The sequence below is a fragment of the Aeromonas sp. ASNIH1 genome (assembly GCF_002934285.1).
GTDB lineage: Bacteria > Pseudomonadota > Gammaproteobacteria > Enterobacterales > Aeromonadaceae > Aeromonas > Aeromonas caviae.
Window position 1 is genome coordinate 442,698 of the sequence record NZ_CP026228.1, and the last position, 16,316, is coordinate 459,013.

General features: G+C 65.0%; 15 protein-coding genes. 14 read left to right on the top strand and 1 reads right to left on the bottom strand.

The features are described from left to right. The first annotated feature begins 231 nt into the window (after positions 1–231). The 10 genes from ltnD to C2U37_RS02125 all read left to right on the top strand — a co-directional run bounded on the left by ltnD (position 232) and on the right by C2U37_RS02125 (position 12,275). Entirely contained in the window at positions 232–1,140 is a 909-nt protein-coding gene (gene ltnD, locus C2U37_RS02080) for an L-threonate dehydrogenase (RefSeq protein ID WP_010673299.1), read from the top strand. Beyond that, positions 1,137–2,387, top strand: coding sequence for a 3-oxo-tetronate kinase (gene otnK / locus C2U37_RS02085; RefSeq protein ID WP_010673298.1), 1,251 nt, complete (start codon positions 1,137–1,139; stop codon positions 2,385–2,387). The genes ltnD and otnK overlap by 4 nt, the downstream gene beginning before the upstream one ends. Then, entirely contained in the window at positions 2,380–3,012 is a 633-nt protein-coding gene (otnC, locus tag C2U37_RS02090; protein WP_010673297.1) for a 3-oxo-tetronate 4-phosphate decarboxylase, read from the top strand. The genes otnK and otnC overlap by 8 nt, the downstream gene beginning before the upstream one ends. Continuing rightward, entirely contained in the window at positions 3,009–3,782 is a 774-nt protein-coding gene (otnI, locus tag C2U37_RS02095) for a 2-oxo-tetronate isomerase (protein ID WP_010673296.1), read from the top strand. The genes otnC and otnI overlap by 4 nt, the downstream gene beginning before the upstream one ends. Positions 3,783–3,793: 11 nt before the next feature. Continuing rightward, the gene (gene denD, locus C2U37_RS02100; protein WP_223929660.1) at positions 3,794–4,768 is read left to right on the top strand and encodes a D-erythronate dehydrogenase; all 975 of its coding nucleotides are present in this window, start codon (positions 3,794–3,796) and stop codon (positions 4,766–4,768) included. Further along, entirely contained in the window at positions 4,765–6,270 is a 1,506-nt protein-coding gene (locus C2U37_RS02105) for a GntP family permease (RefSeq protein ID WP_010673294.1), read from the top strand. Before denD ends, C2U37_RS02105 begins: the two co-directional genes overlap by 4 nt. 90 nt (positions 6,271–6,360) lie before the next feature. Beyond that, positions 6,361–7,251: a DMT family transporter gene (locus C2U37_RS02110; RefSeq protein WP_010673293.1), complete on the top strand. Its 891-nt coding sequence runs from the start codon at positions 6,361–6,363 to the stop codon at positions 7,249–7,251. Positions 7,252–7,310: 59 nt separating this feature from the next. Next, positions 7,311–9,248: a methyl-accepting chemotaxis protein gene (locus tag C2U37_RS02115; RefSeq protein WP_010673292.1), complete on the top strand. Its 1,938-nt coding sequence runs from the start codon at positions 7,311–7,313 to the stop codon at positions 9,246–9,248. A gap of 681 nt (positions 9,249–9,929) precedes the next feature. Next, positions 9,930–11,330, top strand: coding sequence for an OprD family outer membrane porin (locus C2U37_RS02120; RefSeq protein ID WP_010673291.1), 1,401 nt, complete (start codon positions 9,930–9,932; stop codon positions 11,328–11,330). A gap of 114 nt (positions 11,331–11,444) precedes the next feature. Continuing rightward, positions 11,445–12,275, top strand: a complete 831-nt coding sequence (locus C2U37_RS02125) for an SDR family oxidoreductase (protein WP_010673290.1) — start codon at positions 11,445–11,447, stop codon at positions 12,273–12,275. 81 nt (positions 12,276–12,356) lie between these two features. On the opposite strand, the gene C2U37_RS02130 is transcribed toward C2U37_RS02125, so the two are convergent. Then, on the bottom strand, positions 12,357–12,689 hold the full coding sequence (locus C2U37_RS02130) for a DUF1904 family protein (protein WP_010673289.1): 333 nt from the start codon (positions 12,687–12,689) through the stop codon (positions 12,357–12,359). A 70-nt stretch (positions 12,690–12,759) separates the two neighbouring features. On the opposite strand from C2U37_RS02130, the gene C2U37_RS02135 reads away from it, so the two are divergent. The 4 genes from C2U37_RS02135 to C2U37_RS02150 all read left to right on the top strand — a co-directional run bounded on the left by C2U37_RS02135 (position 12,760) and on the right by C2U37_RS02150 (position 16,234). Next, complete coding sequence (locus tag C2U37_RS02135; RefSeq protein ID WP_041214639.1) at positions 12,760–13,647, top strand: TraB/GumN family protein; 888 nt, start codon at positions 12,760–12,762, stop codon at positions 13,645–13,647. A 155-nt stretch (positions 13,648–13,802) separates the two neighbouring features. After that, positions 13,803–13,952 (top strand): DUF3149 domain-containing protein, encoded by a 150-nt coding sequence (locus C2U37_RS02140; protein WP_010673287.1) that lies wholly within the window; start codon positions 13,803–13,805, stop codon positions 13,950–13,952. A gap of 115 nt (positions 13,953–14,067) precedes the next feature. Further along, positions 14,068–14,649: a DNA endonuclease SmrA gene (gene smrA / locus C2U37_RS02145; protein WP_010673286.1), complete on the top strand. Its 582-nt coding sequence runs from the start codon at positions 14,068–14,070 to the stop codon at positions 14,647–14,649. Between the two features lie 106 nt (positions 14,650–14,755). Beyond that, on the top strand, positions 14,756–16,234 hold the full coding sequence (locus C2U37_RS02150) for a carboxypeptidase M32 (RefSeq protein ID WP_010673285.1): 1,479 nt from the start codon (positions 14,756–14,758) through the stop codon (positions 16,232–16,234). The last annotated feature ends 82 nt before the right edge of the window (positions 16,235–16,316 follow it).

Sequence of the window (16,316 nt, forward strand, 5' to 3'; positions counted from 1 at the left end):
AGGTGCCATTCTACCCCAGCGACCTGGGAAAAAATGATAAATAACCTGAAACGGGCTCACAAATCACATTTATTCACACAAAAAACGCCAAAATTTGACTCGAAAGAATCTCAACCCTCATAAATAACAAAAATTAACACCAATTAAGTTATTTTTTGTGACGACTGCCTGATATTTCATCGCCGCAAGCCTCTACTATCTGCTCATCAGTCGTAATCGAGGAATCACGAGATGAGCACTCCCTATCATGTTGCGGTCATCGGCCTGGGCGCCATGGGCATGGGCGCCGCCCGTTCCTGCCTGCGGGCCGGGCTCACCACCTATGGCATCGACCTCAGCGAACAGGCTCGCGGCCAGTTGCAGCAGGCCGGTGCCGCCGCCGTCATGGCCGATGCCAGGCCCCTGGCCGAGACGCTCGATGCCGTGCTGTTGCTGGTGGTCAACGCCACCCAGGTGCGCCGCATCCTGCTCGGCGAAGCGGGGCTGGCTCGCCACCTCAAACCGGGCACCGCCATCATGGTCTCTTCCACCATCGCTGCCGAAGAGGCGAGCGCCCTGGCCGCCGAGCTGGCGCAGATGGGGTTGCCGATGCTGGATGCGCCGGTTTCCGGTGGTGCCATCAAGGCCGATGCCGGCGAGATGACGGTGATGGCCGCAGGCGCCGACGCCGCCTTCGACAAGCTGGCCCCGGTGCTGGATGCGGTGGCCGGCAAGGTCTACCGGGTCGGCAGCGAGCCGGGCCAGGGCAGCACAGTCAAGATCATCCACCAGCTGCTGGCCGGGGTGCACATCGCGGTGGCCGCCGAGGCCATGGCGCTGGCCAGCCGGGCAGGGGTGTCCCTGGATCTCATGTATGACGTGGTGACCCATGCCGCCGGCAACTCCTGGATGTTTGAAAACCGCATGCCCCGGGTGCTGGCCGGTGACTACCAGGCCCGCTCCGCAGTGGACATCTTCGTCAAGGATCTCACCCTGGTGGCGGACACCGCCAAGGCGCTGCGCTTCCCGCTGCCGCTCGCGAGCACGGCGCTGAACATGTTCCTCGGTGCCAGCAACGCGGGCCACGGCCAGGAAGATGACAGCGCCGTCATCAAGATCTTCTCAGGCATCACCCTGCCGGGTCAGGAGGAGCAAGCATGAAACTCGGAGTCATCGCAGACGACTTCACCGGCGCCACCGACATCGCCGGTTTCCTGGTGGAGAACGGCCTCTCCACCATCCAGTTTGCCGGCATCCCGGCAGAGGCGGATCTGACCGGGGTCGACGCCGTGGTGATCAGCCTCAAGAGCCGCTCCTGCCCGGCCGATGAGGCAGTGCGCGACTCCCTGGCGGCCCTCGACTGGCTCAAGGCCCGCGGCTGCCCGCGCATCTACCAGAAGTACTGCTCCACCTTCGACAGCACGGCAGCGGGCAACATCGGCCCCGTCACCGACGCCCTGCTGGCGGCGCTTGGCCAGCACTTCACCCTGATCTGTCCGGCCCTGCCGGTAAACGGTCGCACCGTCTATCAGGGCAACCTCTTCGTCGGCGCCCAGCCGCTCGCCGAGTCCGGCATGCGCCATCACCCCATCACCCCCATGACCGACAGCAACCTGCTGCGGCTGATGGAGGGGCAAGCCCAGGGCCGCGCCGGTCTGGTGCCGTTCAATACCATCGCACAGGGTCCCGGCGCCATTGCCGACGCCTTTGAGCAGCTAACGCAAGCGGGTGTGCGCTACGCCGTGGTCGACACCCTGACCGAGCAGCACCTGCTGGACATCGCCACCGCCGCCCTCGACATGCCCCTGGTGACCGGCGGATCCGGCCTCGCCATCGGCCTGGCCCGTCAGCTTGGGAGCGGCGATCTGCAGGGTGCCCGCGAAGCGGGCTGGCCCAGAGGCACCCGCACCGCGGTGCTGTCGGGCTCCTGCTCCGAGATGACCAACCGTCAGGTGGCCCGCTATCGCCAGCACGCTCCTGCCCTGGCGCTGGATGTGGTGCGCTGCCTCGAAGAGGCCGACTACCCGGCCGAGCTGGCGCGCTGGGTACTGGACCAGCCCCGGACCCCGGCGCCGCTGGTCTACGCCACCACCAGCCCGGCGGAGCTGGCCCGCATTCAGGAAACCCACGGCCAGCAGGCGGCCAGCGACGCGGTGGAACACTGCTTTGCCCGCCTCGCCCAACTGCTGCAAGGCGCCGGCGTGGACCGCTTCATCATCGCCGGTGGCGAGACCTCGAGCCGGGTCACCCAGGCCCTCGGCGTCAAGGCGTTCCACATAGGCCCGCAGATCGCCCCCGGTGTGCCCTGGGTGCGGGCCATCGACTCCCCCCTGTCGCTGGCCCTCAAGTCCGGCAATTTCGGGAGCGACGACTTCTTCGACAAGGCTCAGGAGTACTTCCATGACTGAACAGGCACTGCGCGACACCATGGTGATGCTGGGGGCCTCCCTCTTCCAGCGCGGATATGCCACCGGGGGCGCCGGCAACCTCTCCGCCCTGCTGCCGGACGGCACCCTGATCGCCACCCCGACCGGCTCCTGCCTGGGACGGCTCAGCGCCGACAGGCTCTCTCACGTCAACCTGCAGGGGGAACACCTGGGAGGTGATCGCCCCTCCAAGGAGGTGGCCTTCCACCTTGCCATCTACCACAACAATCCGGACTGCCGGGCCGTGGTGCACCTGCACTGCACCCACCTGACCGCCCTCTCCTGTCTGGAGGGGCTGGCTCCGGCCAACGTCATCCGCCCCTTCACCCCCTACTACGTGATGCGGGTCGGCCAGTTGCCGCTCATCCCCTACTACAAACCGGGGGATGCCCGCATCGCCGAGGAGCTGGGGCGCCGCGCCCCCGAAGGCAACGCCTTCCTGCTGGCCAACCACGGCCCCGTGGTGACGGGCAAGGATCTGGTGGATGCGGTCAACAACATGGAAGAACTGGAGGAGACGGCACGCCTGGCACTGATGCTTCATGGCCACTCCATCCGCTACCTGAGCGAACCCGAAATTGATGAATTGAGGAGGATGAAACCATGAGCAAGTTTGCCGCCAATCTCACCATGCTGTTTACCGAGGTGCCGTTTCTGGAGCGCTTCGCCGCCGCCCGCGACGCAGGCTTCGAGGCGGTGGAGTTCCTCTTCCCCTACGAGTGGCCGGCCGCAGAGCTGGGCCGCCGCTTGCGCGAGCAGGGGCTCTCCCAGGCCCTGTTCAACATGCCGCCGGGCAACTGGGGCGCAGGTGAGCGCGGCATGGCTGCCATCCCGGGGCGGGAAGCGGAGTTTCGCGGCCACCTGCCAAGCGTGCGTGACTATGCCCTGGCGCTCGGCTGCACCAAGGTACACGCCATGAGCGGCATCGTGGACCCTGCTCATAGCCTCTCGGCCCACCGCCAGACCCTGATCGACAACATCCGCTTCGCCGCCGACTTCCTGGCCGAAGACGGCATCAAGGTGCTGCTGGAGCCGCTCAACGATAGAGATGTGCCCGGCTACTTCCTGGCCCACCAGCTCGACGCCCTGGCCCTGGTGCAGGAGATAGACAGGCCCAACGTGGGGGTGCAGCTTGACCTCTACCACGCCCAGATCATGGACGGGGATCTCACCCGCCTCATCGGCAAGCTGGGTCCGGCCATCGGCCACGTCCAGATCGCCTCGGTGCCGGATCGCCACGAGCCGGACGAGGGGGAGATCGCCTACCCCCACCTGTTCAAGGCGCTGGCGCAGGCGGGCTACCACGACTGGATAGGCTGCGAGTACAACCCCAGAGCCGGCACCCGGGAAGGGCTGGGCTGGCTGACACAACAATAACGACCCTGAACATGAACGAGTCTGAGGATAACAAGATGCAGATCATCATCACCGGCGGCGGTGGCTTCCTGGGCCAGAAACTGGCCCGGGCCCTGCTGCAAGGCCCCCACCCCTTCACCGAGCTGCTGCTGGTGGACATCCAGCAGCCGCAATCCCCCCTGCCGGACCCCAGGGTTCGCTGTCTGCGGGCCGACCTCACCGAACCCGGTGTCGCCGAGTCCCTCATCAGCGAGCGGACCGCCGTGGTCTACCACCTGGCGGCCATCGTCAGCAGCCACGCGGAGCAGGACTTCGATCTCGGCTGGCAGGTCAACCTGGACACCACCCGCACCCTGCTGGAGGCGTGCCGCCATGCCCGGCCGGGCATCCGCTTCGTCTTCACCAGCTCGCTCGCCGTCTATGGCGGCCCGCTGCCGGAGCTGGTGAATGACGGTACCGCCCTGACCCCAACCTCCTCCTACGGCGCCCAGAAGGCCATGGGGGAACTGCTGGTCAACGACTACAGCCGCAAGGGCTTCGTCGACGGTCTGGTATTGCGCCTGCCCACCATCTGCGTGCGGCCGGGCAAGCCGAACCGCGCCGCCTCCTCCTTTGTCAGCAGCATCATCCGCGAGCCGCTGCAAGGGGAGAGCGCCATCTGCCCGGTGAGCCCGGATCTGCGCCTCTGGCTCTCCAGCCCCGCCACCGTGGTCGCGAACTTCCTGCTGGCGGCCAGACTTCCCGCCACCGGTGACGCCCGCAGCATCAACCTGCCCGGCATCAGCGTGACCGTCGGCGAAATGCTGGAGGCCCTCGCACGGGTCGGTGGCCAGGCGGCCCGGGATCGGGTGCAGTTTGCCGCCGATCCGGCCATCGAGCGCATCGTGGCGAGCTGGCCGGGACGCATCGACAACCAGCGAGCCAGCGCCCTCGGCTTCGCGGCAGACAGGACGTTTGCCGACATCATCGACAGTTTCATCACCCATGACATGCAGGAGGCATCATGAGCGACATCCCAACCCCCATCATCGGTCTCATCATCGCGGTCTTCGTGCTGGTGTTCCTGGTCATCCGCACCCGGGTGCACGCCCTGATCGCCATGCTGGCGGCGGCCTGCATCGCCGGGATCACCGGCGGCATGAGCATCGACAAGACCCTCACCGTGATCACCCAGGGCTTTGGCTCCACCCTCGGCAGCATCGGCATCGTCATCGGCCTCGGGGTCATGATGGGTCGCCTGCTTGAGGTCTCCGGCGCCGCCGAACAGATCGCCTACAGCTTCATCAAGTGGCTCGGCAAGCGCCGCGAGGAGTGGGCACTGGCCATCACGGGCTACATCGTCAGCATCCCCATCTTCGTGGATTCCGCCTTCGTCATCCTCTATCCGGTGGCCAAGGCGCTGGCAAAAAGTGGCAAGCGCTCCCTGCTCACCTTGGGGGTGGCGCTCGCGGGCGGCCTGGTGGTAACCCACCATACCGTGCCGCCGACCCCGGGCCCGCTGGGGGTTGCCGGCCTGTTTGGCGTGGACATCGGCGCCATGCTGCTGACCGGCATGGCCCTGGCCATCCCCTGCGTGCTCGGCATCGTCTTCTACGCCCAGTGGCTCGACAAGAAGTACCCCGAGTTCGGTGCCCAGGCCGCCCAGACCCCGGACGAGCTGCAAGCCACCTATGAGCAGTACCTCAAGGAGAAGGAGGGCAAGACCCTGCCGAGCCTGACCCTGTCGCTGCTGCCGATCCTGGTGCCCATCGTGCTAATCTTCGTCAAGGCCATCTTCACCACTCTGGCCACCCTGGAGGGCATGGACGGGCTGATGGCGAACCCCCTGGTGCAGGGCATCAACTTCATCGGCACCCCCATCATCGCGCTGGCCATCAGCGTGCTGCTGGCGGTCTATACCCTGGTCCCGCACATGGACAGGCACGCCACCGCCGCCCGCCTGGAAGAGGGGTTGCAATCCGCCGGCATCATCTTGCTGGTGACCGGTGCCGGTGGGGCGCTGGGGGCTGTGCTGCGCGACAGTGGCGCAGGCCAGCAACTGGCCGAGCAGATCGCCCAATTGCCCATCTCCCCCATCCTGATCCCCTTCATCGTGGCGACTCTGGTGCGCCTCATCCAGGGGTCCGGCACCGTGGCCATGGTGACGGCGGCCTCCATCTCCGCCCCCATCCTGGCGCAGATCCCCGGGGTCAACATGCTGCTGGCCGCCCAGGCCGCCACCATGGGGTCGCTCTTCTTCGGTTACTTCAACGACAGCCTGTTCTGGGTGGTCAACCGCATGATGGGGATCTCCGACGTCAAGCAGCAGATGATCGTCTGGTCCATCCCGACCACCATCGCCTGGGCCATCGGCGGCACCGGCGTCGCCCTGCTGAACCTGCTGTTCGGCTCCGGCGGCACCTGGTTCGACCCCGTGCTGCCGCTGCTGGTGCTGGCCCTCATCGTCTGGTACGTCAAGGGGCAGTCCCTGGCTCCGGCGGCAGGGGCCGTCCCGAGCCGGGAGTCATAACCCGCACCGTCACGGCAACGCTGTGTGACGAGGGCCAGTCTGCTAGACTGGCCCTCTTTTTCGTTCATTCATCTTGCAAAGGAGTGTTGGATGCCTGCGTCTTCCTGGTGGGACAAGTCCACCGGTTTTGCCCTGCTCACCATCTTGTTGTGGGCCTCCCTCGCCGCGCTCACCTCCCGGATCACCAGCGTCTCGCCGCTCGTGCTGGTGGGGCTGGTGCTGCTGTTCTGCGGGGCGGGCACCCTGCCATTCTGGCGCCAGTGGCGCGCCAGCCCCCTCACCTGGCTGGTGACCATCACCGCCCTGCTGCTCTATCACCTGCTGCTGTTCACAAGCTTTCGCCACGCCCCCGTGCTGGAGGCAAACCTCATCAACTACCTGTGGCCGCTGTGCATCATCCTGTTCACCCCCTTGCTGCTGCCGGGTCATCCCCTGAGCCTGCACCATCTGCTGGCCGGGGCCCTGGGTCTCGCGGGATCGGTGCTGGTGATGGTCGATGGTCACCTGCAGTTGCAACAGGCCCATCTGCCCGGCTACCTGCTGGCCCTCGGCGCCGCCATCGTCTGGGGCGCCTATTCCGTGCTCTCCCGCCGCCTGCCTCCCGCTCCCGCCGTGGTCACGGCCGCCGCCTGCCTGCCCGCAGGGCTCCTGGCCCTGCTGCTGGCATGGATGCTGGAAGGCCCCTTGCCATTCGCCCGGATCCCCCAGGGGGACTGGCTGCTCATCGCCGGGCTCGCCCTCGGCCCCATGGGGGCGGCCTTCGTCACCTGGTATCTGGCGCTGCGGGACGGGGATCCGCGCCGCATCGGCGCGCTCGCCTACCTCACTCCCTTGCTGAGCACCCTGCTGCTGGTCTGGCTCAACGGCGAGGCGCTCACCCCGCGCCATCTGCTGGCGGGGGGGCTCATCATGGGCGGCGCCCTGCTCGGCCTGCTGGTGAAAAGCCCAAATCAACGGGAGCTGGCACGGCCACTGTCATAAAAACGCCATCAGACCTGATTAAGCTCGCGCCCATTGCGTGATTCAAGCAGGAATCTGATGTGAAAATTGCCCATTTTGCCTCCCTCTCTTCCCTCGTCTTGCTGCTGGTGGCCGGTGTCCAGGCCACCGCGCTCTATCATGGCTGGCAACAATTCAACCACTCGGCCCAGGCCCAGCGTCTGCAGGAGCGCCTGCAACAGCAACTGAGCGGTCCGCTGCAGGGGGCGCTTCGCGACTATCTCGGCAGCGGGGATCCCCTGCTGCTGGCCCAGGCCCAGGGAGTGCGCCAGCAGGCGCTGGCGCTGTTGTCCCGCCTGGAGGATCCCCAGACCCAGCCGCTAAACGCCCGGCTTGAGCAGATGAAAACCCGCATTGACGGCGACTATCTGGCGGCGGGCAAGCTCTCCGGCAACAGCCAGTGGTTGCTGCAAAATGCCGAGAACGAGTTGACCACCCAGGCCAAAGCCTTGCTCCGTTACGGCCAGCAGGGAGCAGCCGCCGGGCGGGATCCGGCCCTTGCCGAGCAGTATCGCCAGGGGGCGGCCGACATCCTGACCGCCCTCCCCTCCCTCGCCCACCAGCGCCAGAACTACATGGAGCAGGCGAGTGCCAAGCGTCTCGAAGGGCTGCAATTCGAGCTGGCTGCCCTGCAAAAGCAGGCCGACTCCCTGGCCGCCCTGCCGAGCCTGGCACTTTTCGAGGAGGCACCGGCCGACGAATTCACCCTGGGAGAGCCGATACGCAAGGAGCTCGGGGATCAGCCCAAAGCCGAGCTGACCTCCCTGCTCAAGCGCTATCCCCAGGAGCTGGAAAACAGCCGCAAGGCGCTGCAACAGCAGCAGGCTGCTCGTCAGATGGTGCAGCAGGACATCACCCAGCTGCTGCAAGCGGGGGAGCAATTGGGTGAGCAACTCGCCGCCGCCCGTCAGACCATGAACCGGGAGCTGGCCACCGTGCTCGGCATGCTGGCGCTCTGCCTGGTCGTGGTGGCCCTGCTGTTCGCCCTGGTGCAGCGTCGCTGGCTGGTCAGGCCCCTGCTGCAACTGCGGGCAGCCTTCCTGCAGCTCGACGCCACGGGTCAGGCCCAGCTCCTGACCCCGGGGCGCGAGCGCAACGAACTGGCGGACATCGTCGCGAGCTACAACCGCCTGATACAGCGCCTGCAACAGGATCAGCAGCAGAAGGCGGGGCAGCTCTCCAGCGTCTCTTCCAGCCTGCAGGAGATGGTGGAGCAGGTGCAGGAGATCCATCACAGCACCCGCACCACGGAGCAGGCGGTGGATGAGAGCGACACCATGATGCAGGAGCTCAACCAGCTCGCCAGCGAGGTGCACCAGGTCGCCGCCGAAATCGCCCAGCACGCCCAGCACAATGAACACTCCATGAGCCAGAGCGAGCGGCTGGTAGGGGGCATGCTGACGGCTACCGCCCAGACCGGGCTCGCCATCGACGAGAGCAGCGGCGCCCTGGCCCAGCTGACCCGCTCGGTGGAGGACGTGACTGCCATCGTCGACGTCATCGGCCATATCTCCCAGCAGACCAACCTGCTGGCCCTCAACGCCGCCATCGAGGCGGCCAGGGCCGGGGAGCAGGGACGCGGCTTCGCGGTGGTAGCCGACGAGGTGCGCCACCTCTCCGCCGACACCCAGCGCTCCCTCGGCCAGATCACCGAGATCCTGGCCAGCCTCACCCAGGCGGGGGATCAGCTCGCCACCGTGCTGGCCCGCATCACCGCAGAGGCCGCCGAGCAGCGCCAGCAGGCGGAGCAGCTGCGCCAGACCACCCTGACGGTGCGGGAGATGGCGCGCAGCACCGCCGTCATCGCCCTGCAAGGGGCCGACAATGCCAAGAGTCAGGAGCACAGGCTGGCGAGCTTCGCCGCCCTCATCGGTCGCATCAGCCAGCACGCCCGCCAGGGCAGCCGCCTCTCGGTACAGGTCTCGGAGCACATCCACCACCAGGCCCAGCAGATCCCCCGGATCCTGAGCCAGAGCTGATAACCCCCGGGCCTGGAACGCACCAGACCCGGGGCGCGTTCCCTGTCTACCTGCCCGCAGTACGGCCTTGCCGCAACCCTTCCCCTGATACTCCCGTCACGTCTTCACGGGCGATGACGGGTTGCCTCATCCATTCAGTCACAGGCTCCCTCACCCCTTTCACATCTCTGGTCCCCCTGTCTGTCGGGGCGACGGCTCACGCTCACGACAGTGGGCATCCGGCCGGGCCCATCTTTTTTTGTGATACAAAATTATATGTTGCCACCGGGTTAACAAAGAAAGTTCTGCCTTGACGGCAAGATCTGCGCAGGAGAACGGTGAAATCACCATGAAAGCGTTGTCATTGCCGACATGAGTGGCCTGGGAGTGCCCACACCAAGAATCATGATTATTTGCACTCGGTCATATTTTTGAAACTTGCCGGGAACTTTACATTGATATTTCGCACCGCGAACGTACTCTTGGTGATGTCAGATCGCCAAGGATCGACAGCCAAAAAATAACGACTGTAACGATGCAGATAGCCCCGACCGATGCGCCAAGGCATCAGGCACAAGGGCACGACAGAGAACCATTTTTTTGCCCTTCGGGGTGTTGATTGCAATGCCAATACCGAGCGGCGGGTGCCTACCCGGCTGCCGGATAAAAAAGCTAAGTCCATAAAATCAGGAGCAATAACAAATGGAAAAAGTGATCTTCAAGCGCGCCGCGTTGAGTGCTGCCGTGGTCGCGGCACTGGTCGCCCCCGGCATGGCGTTCGCCGCTCAAGACATGATGAGCCCGGAATACGGCAAGTCCTACAGCGCCTTCATCGACGAAGGCAAGCTCACCGGTGGCCTGTTCTACTTCCAGCGTGAGCGTGATCGCGTCCAGGCCGGTCCGGGTCAGGATGGCAAATACCACTCCAACCTGAGCCATGCCACCACCCAGGCAGCCCTGAACTTCAACTCCGGCTATGCATGGGGTGTGGTCGGCGTCGACGTGGGCGGCTTCGGTGCCTACGATCTGGCCGTTGACGAGAGCAATGGCGTCAACGAAGAGAACGAGTTCTCCTTCTGGGGCGACAAGTGGGGTTCAGGTGGTGACGGCGTTCCCGAGAACGGCTTCAGCCTCTCCAACGCCGCCCTGAAATTCAAGTTCGGTGACGCCGTCACCGCCAAGGGTGGTTACACCCAGCTCTATGTACCCGGCATCCTCGGCGTCAACTGGTCCTATCAACCCGGTACCTACCGTGGTGGCCAGATCGAAGGCACCTTCGGCGGCCTCTACCTGACCTACGCCATCGCCGACGAGTACAAAGCTCCCTGGTTCAAGAACACCACCGGCTTCTCCAAGAGCAGCCCCTATGCCAGCGATCCCTTCACCGATGCGAACAAGATCGACTACATCCACGGTCTGGCCGCTCGCTACACCTTCGAGAACGGCACTGCCGTCACCGCCGGCTTCGGTCAGTCCGAAGGCTACATGGACAGCTACCACTTCAAGCTGGCCCACAAGTTCGACGTACTGGGTGGCCTGAACACCAGCTACCAGTTCTACGGTTCCGACACCGAGAACAGCGACTATGACGGCCTGGCCTGGCAACAAGCCCTGACCGCCAGCTGGGCAGCCGGCCCCTATGGCTTCCGTCTGGAAGGCCTGTGGACCAAGGCTGAAGGGGATCTGGGCAACTACCTGCCCCGTCTGACCCGCGGCTACGGCAACTCCCAGGGCGCGAACGAAATCTGGTGGGATTCCCGCTCCGACTGGAACCACAACGACGAGAAAGCCCTGTTCTTCGGCGTGACTCGTTCCCTGGATGATCTGGTGGGTGCACCGGGCTGGGGCGTGGGTGTCTCCGGTGCCTACGGCTGGGATGCCAACAACGGCGACAAGTCCCTGGAAGGCGGCAAAGAGTGGGCAGCCAACTTCGACGTCATGTACACAGTGCAGGACGGCAAGCTGAAGGGCACCCTGTTCAAGCTGCACTACACCGACTACAACAACGAACAGGACGACAAGGGCAGCTGGTACTACCCGAACATGTTCAGCTCCGAGCATGACGTCAAGTTCCACATCATCATGCCGTTCACCATCATGTAATCAGGCATCTGACGTGACCGAAAACCGGGCCTCTGGCCCGGTTTTGTTTTTGGTGGCACCACGCTACCATGCCAGCTTCGGGCCACCTGCCGGCCGTCAATCAGGACCATGCTCATGCCCCATCCCTTCGTGCTCGTCACCGGCTGCTCCAGCGGCATCGGCCTCGCCGCCGCAAGAAAGCTCGGCGCCCGGGGCTTCACCGTCATCGCTTCCGCCCGCAAGGGCGAGGATGTGGCCCTGCTGCAGCAGCAGGGTCTGTTGGCGGTGCAACTGGATCTGGCGGACAGCGCCAGCATAGAGCGAGGGGCGGCAGAGGCGCTGGCCCTGGCAGAAGGGCGCCTCTACGGCCTCTTCAACAACGGCGCCTACGGCCAGCCCGGTGCGCTGGAAGATCTGCCCACCGAGGCGCTGCGCGAGCAGTTCGAGACCAACCTCTTTGGCTGGCATCACCTCATTCGCCAGATATTGCCCCCCATGCTGGCGGCAGGCGAGGGGCGCATCGTACAGAACAGCTCGGTGCTTGGCCTGGTGGCCATGAAGTATCGTGGCGCCTACAACGCCAGCAAGTTCGCGCTGGAAGGCTATACCGATACCCTGCGCCTGGAACTCGCGGGCAGCGGCGTGCACGTCAGCCTGATCGAACCCGGCCCCATCGACACCCGGTTTCGCGCCAATGCCCGGGAGGCCTTCCTGCGCCACATAGACCCGAGCGCGAGCCGCCATCAGGACGCCTATGCCCAGACGCTGGCCAGGCTGGAGCGTGAAGGGGGTGCCCGGGGCTTTACCCTGCCAAGCGAGGCCTGCATCCCGCCGTTACTGCATGCGCTCACGAGCAAGCGTCCCAGGCACCGCTACCCGGTCACCTTCCCGACCAAATTGTTTACCGTGCTGCGCCGCCTGCTGCCAAGCCGCTGGCTTGACAAGCTGCTGATCAAATCCGCCTGATAAAGGGAGCCCGGACGGCAGGGGCCCTCGGCGGGCCTCCTCTTGACATGCACCTGTCTTAGCAACGATACCCGCTCAATCTCAATAGTGCTGGCCGTTGCTGTAGTAGTGACTCTTGACGATGGGCAGCACCTGCACCACCACATAGGTCTGCTCCCCCAGCACCCCTTTCAGGTGGCGGGTGATGAGGGCGGCGGCGGCATCCTGCATCTCCTGCGGTCGCTCGAACCAGACCAGCTCCACGAAGGGGAAACCGGCTTCGGGCTGGCCATCTCGTACCCACTGGCTCGGCACGCACTCCAGGGTGACGAACTCCGGCTTGCCACCGGTCAGGGCGCAGAGATCCGTCATCAGGGGGGCGCTTATCCGCTGCAGGGTGTCGACAGAAACTGCCCGAAAACGAAGGTGGGGCATGGGAAACCTCTTGGCTGTGACAAATGAGGACTTATCATAGAGCACTCATCCAGCTCACATAAGGTGCCTCATGAGATTCCATCCCACGCTGCTCTCCTTCCTGCTCTGCCTGCTGCTGCCGCTCCATGCCATGGCCGATCCGGCCTTCTACCGCATCAACAAGGGCAACGAACAGCACTGGCTGCTGGGGTCCATCCATGCGGGCAAACCCTCTCTCTATCCCCTGCCGGACCCGGTGGAGCGCGCCTGGCAGCAGAGCCGCGCCCTGGTGATGGAGGTGGATATGACCCACATCAGCCAGGAGCAGTGGCAGGAGATGGGCGCCATCACCCGGCTCGTCGACGGCAAGACCCTCAAGGATCACCTGCCCATCGACCTCTACCGTCGCACCCTCATCGCCGCGGGCCAGAACGGTCTGAACGAGAGCATGCTGGCCCCGCTGCGTCCCTGGTTTGCGGCCATTACCCTGACCCAGGCGGCCCTGGAGCGCACCGGCTATCGCGGTGAATACGGTGTCGACCAGCACTTCGCCAAGCGGGCGAACGACGGCGGCAAACCCATCGTCGGGCTGGAGACCCTGCTGGAGCAGCTCGGCTATCTCGCGAGCGTCGGCGACAACCAGACCCTGATGCTGGAGAGCACCCTGGACGAGCTGCCCGACATCCAGCAGGGGTTCGACGCCGTGATGACCGCCTGGCAGAACGGGGACGAGGCCACCCTCATCAATCTGCTCAGGGAGGAGATGGCGCCGCCCAAGCTGCAAGCCTGGCTGGAACAGACCCTGCTGGCAGAGCGCAACCGCAACTGGGTCAAGAAGTGGCCCAGCCTGCCGAACGAGAGCTTTATCGTGGTAGGGGCCCTGCATCTTTACGGCGAGCATGGGCTGCTCGCCCTGCTGGAGCAGCAGGGCTGGCGCATCACGCCCCTCACCGAACCGACCCTGGAGAAAGCAAAGTAGCGTCCAGTCCGGCGACCTGACGCGCCGGATGCGTGTCGGCTCACAGAATTTGCTGCCGATTAAATAACCAGAGAGGGAGTTGATCGAGATCATCCCCTCCCTCCTGAAGAGGTATCTATCATGCCTGTCACCGCCCAGTGACAGGAGTGAACGAGATGGAATTCTGGATGAACCTGATGTTCGGCAACAGCGTGGGGCTGATGTCCATGCTGGTGATTTTCGGCACCTTCCTGCTCATCAGCGCCTATGCGGTCTATTTCATCTACAAGGTGATGCACGCAGAGCCGCCCAAAGAGGGGCAATAACCAGGCTCGCTCAGACCGCCCTCCCCGGCAGGGCCGGGGCCCGCGAGCGTTGCCATTCTAAGGCCCACCAAGGCCCGCTATACTGGCTCCCTCATTTTCATGCGGGGAGCCTGCCGTGTCTCATAACGACGAACTCTCACTGTTCCTGCAGGAAGTGGCCGACGTGCGGCCCCTTCGCAGCGACCATATCGCCCCCGTTGCGGGCAACAGCCAGCCCACCGAGGCGCAACTCGCGCGCCGGGAAGCCGCCACCGCCGAACAACTCACCCTGGATCACCTCGGCACGGAAGCAGTCGAGATGCTGGACCCCCACGCCATCGTCGGCTTCAAGCGTGACGGCGTGCAGGAGGGAGTCTACAAGAAGCTGCGCCTTGGCAAATACGAGCTGCAAGGCTCCCTCGACCTGCACCACAAAACGCTCAACGAGGCCCGTATCGCCCTGGTGCAGTTCATTGCCGAATGCGAAGTGCGGGATATCCGCTGCCTGCTGATCCTGCACGGCAAGGGGGAGCGCAGCACCCCGCGTGCCCTGCTCAAGAGCCATGTCAGCGCCTGGCTGCCACAGTTGCCTTCGGTGATGGCCATGCACAGCGCCGAGCGCCGCCACGGCGGCAGCGGTGCGCTCTACGTATTGCTGCGCAAGAGCGAGCGCAAGAAGGCGGAAAACCGCGAACGGCACCAGAAGCGCCTCGGCTGACTGCCTGAGGGTGGCACCAGGGTGGATGGCAGTGCTAGCATCGGGCGGCCCCGATCATGCCAGGTACGGGGTGCATACCATCAGGGACGATAACAAGGACAATCCCATGTCATACCAGAAACTCGAACAACATCAGCAACAACTGCACCGCCTCTCCCACCTCTCCGCCATCTGCGGCTGGGATCAGGCCGCCATGATGCCGGAGGGAGGCAACGAGGCCCGCGCCGAGGCGATGGCGGAGCTCGGCGTGCTGATCCACGGCAAGCGCACCGCCCCCGAGCTTGGGGAGTGGATAGCCAAGGCAGAGAGCGAACCGCTGGACGAGCACCAGCGTGCGAACCTGCGGGAGATCAAGCGCCAGTGGCAGGATGCAAGCCTGCTGCCGGGGGCGCTGGTGGAGGCGCTGTCGCTCGCCGGCAGCAAATGCGAGCACGCCTGGCGTCGCCAGCGCAAGGAGAACGACTGGGCAGGTTTTGCCCCGAACCTCGAGGAGGTGGTGCGCCTGTCGCGGGAGGTGGCGACCTTGCGCGCCGACGCGCTCGGGGTGCGCCCCTATGACGCCATGCTGGCGCTGTACGAGCCCGGCATGACGAGCGCGAGGCTGGATCAGATCTTCGGCGATCTGACGAGCTGGTTGCCCGGCCTCATCCAGACCGTGAGCGAGCGGCAGAAGAGCGACACCCTCCTCACCCCGCAAGGCCCGTTCCCGGTTGCGACGCAGCAGGCGCTCGGCCAGGAGGTGATGGGGCTGCTCGGCTTTGATTTTGCGCACGGCAGGCTCGACGTGAGCAGCCACCCGTTCTGCGGCGGCGTGCCGACGGACGTGCGCATCACCACGCGCTACAACGAGCAGGAGTTCGTCTCCAGCCTGATGGGCATCGTCCACGAGACGGGCCACGCACGCTACGAGCAGGGCCTGCCGCGCGCACTGCTCGGCCAGCCGGTGGCCGAGGCGCGCTCCATGGGCATTCACGAGAGCCAGAGCCTGTTCTGCGAGATGCAACTCGGCCATCACCCCGCGTTCCTCACGCTGATTGCGCCGCGCATTCGCGCGCACTTCGGGGCAGAGGATGCGCTCGCACCCGCGAACCTCGAGAAGCTGTACAACAGGGTCGAGCCCGGCTTTATCCGCGTCGATGCGGACGAAGTCACCTACCCGGCCCACGTCATCCTGCGCTACGAGCTGGAGCGGGACTTGATGGAAGGGCGCATCGAGGTCGCGGACATCCCCGAGCTGTGGGACGCGAAGATGCAGCAGTGGCTCGGCTTGTCCACGAAGGGCAACTACCAGAACGGCTGCATGCAGGACATCCACTGGACGGACGGCTCGTTTGGCTACTTCCCGAGCTACACGCTCGGCGCCATGTACGCGGCGCAGCTGCGCTTCGCACTCGAGCGTGAGCTCGGCGACATGGGCACGCTCGTAGAGTCCGGCCGCCTGCCGGAGATCTTTGGCTGGCTCGGTCGCCATATCTGGTCCCAGGGCAGCCTGCACGGCACGGACGAGCTCATTCGCCGCGCGACCGGTGAGGCACTCAATCCCCAGTGGCTGCGCAAACACCTCGAACAACGCTATCTGAAATAAGCGAGGTTGACCCCCCTCCCAGCCTCCCCCTTCACAAGGGGGAGGAGCTAACCCCGCCCCCGTTCACAGAGGGGAGCTGTTT

Bases quoted from the DNA above. Each gene is read 5' to 3' on its own strand.
- otnI (WP_010673296.1), top strand. From the start codon at position 3,009: ATGAGCAAGTTTGCCGCCAATCTCACCATGCTGTTTACCGAGGTGCCG.
- denD (WP_223929660.1), top strand. From the start codon at position 3,794: ATGAACGAGTCTGAGGATAACAAGATGCAGATCATCATCACCGGCGGC.
- C2U37_RS02105 (WP_010673294.1), top strand. From the start codon at position 4,765: ATGAGCGACATCCCAACCCCCATCATCGGTCTCATCATCGCGGTCTTC.
- C2U37_RS02125 (WP_010673290.1), top strand. From the start codon at position 11,445: ATGCCCCATCCCTTCGTGCTCGTCACCGGCTGCTCCAGCGGCATCGGC.
- C2U37_RS02120 (WP_010673291.1), top strand. From the start codon at position 9,930: ATGGAAAAAGTGATCTTCAAGCGCGCCGCGTTGAGTGCTGCCGTGGTC.
- C2U37_RS02110 (WP_010673293.1), top strand. From the start codon at position 6,361: ATGCCTGCGTCTTCCTGGTGGGACAAGTCCACCGGTTTTGCCCTGCTC.
- C2U37_RS02150 (WP_010673285.1), top strand. From the start codon at position 14,756: ATGTCATACCAGAAACTCGAACAACATCAGCAACAACTGCACCGCCTC.
- otnK (WP_010673298.1), top strand. From the start codon at position 1,137: ATGAAACTCGGAGTCATCGCAGACGACTTCACCGGCGCCACCGACATC.
- otnC (WP_010673297.1), top strand. From the start codon at position 2,380: ATGACTGAACAGGCACTGCGCGACACCATGGTGATGCTGGGGGCCTCC.
- C2U37_RS02130 (WP_010673289.1), bottom strand. From the start codon at position 12,689: ATGCCCCACCTTCGTTTTCGGGCAGTTTCTGTCGACACCCTGCAGCGG.
- C2U37_RS02135 (WP_041214639.1), top strand. From the start codon at position 12,760: ATGAGATTCCATCCCACGCTGCTCTCCTTCCTGCTCTGCCTGCTGCTG.
- C2U37_RS02140 (WP_010673287.1), top strand. From the start codon at position 13,803: ATGGAATTCTGGATGAACCTGATGTTCGGCAACAGCGTGGGGCTGATG.
- ltnD (WP_010673299.1), top strand. From the start codon at position 232: ATGAGCACTCCCTATCATGTTGCGGTCATCGGCCTGGGCGCCATGGGC.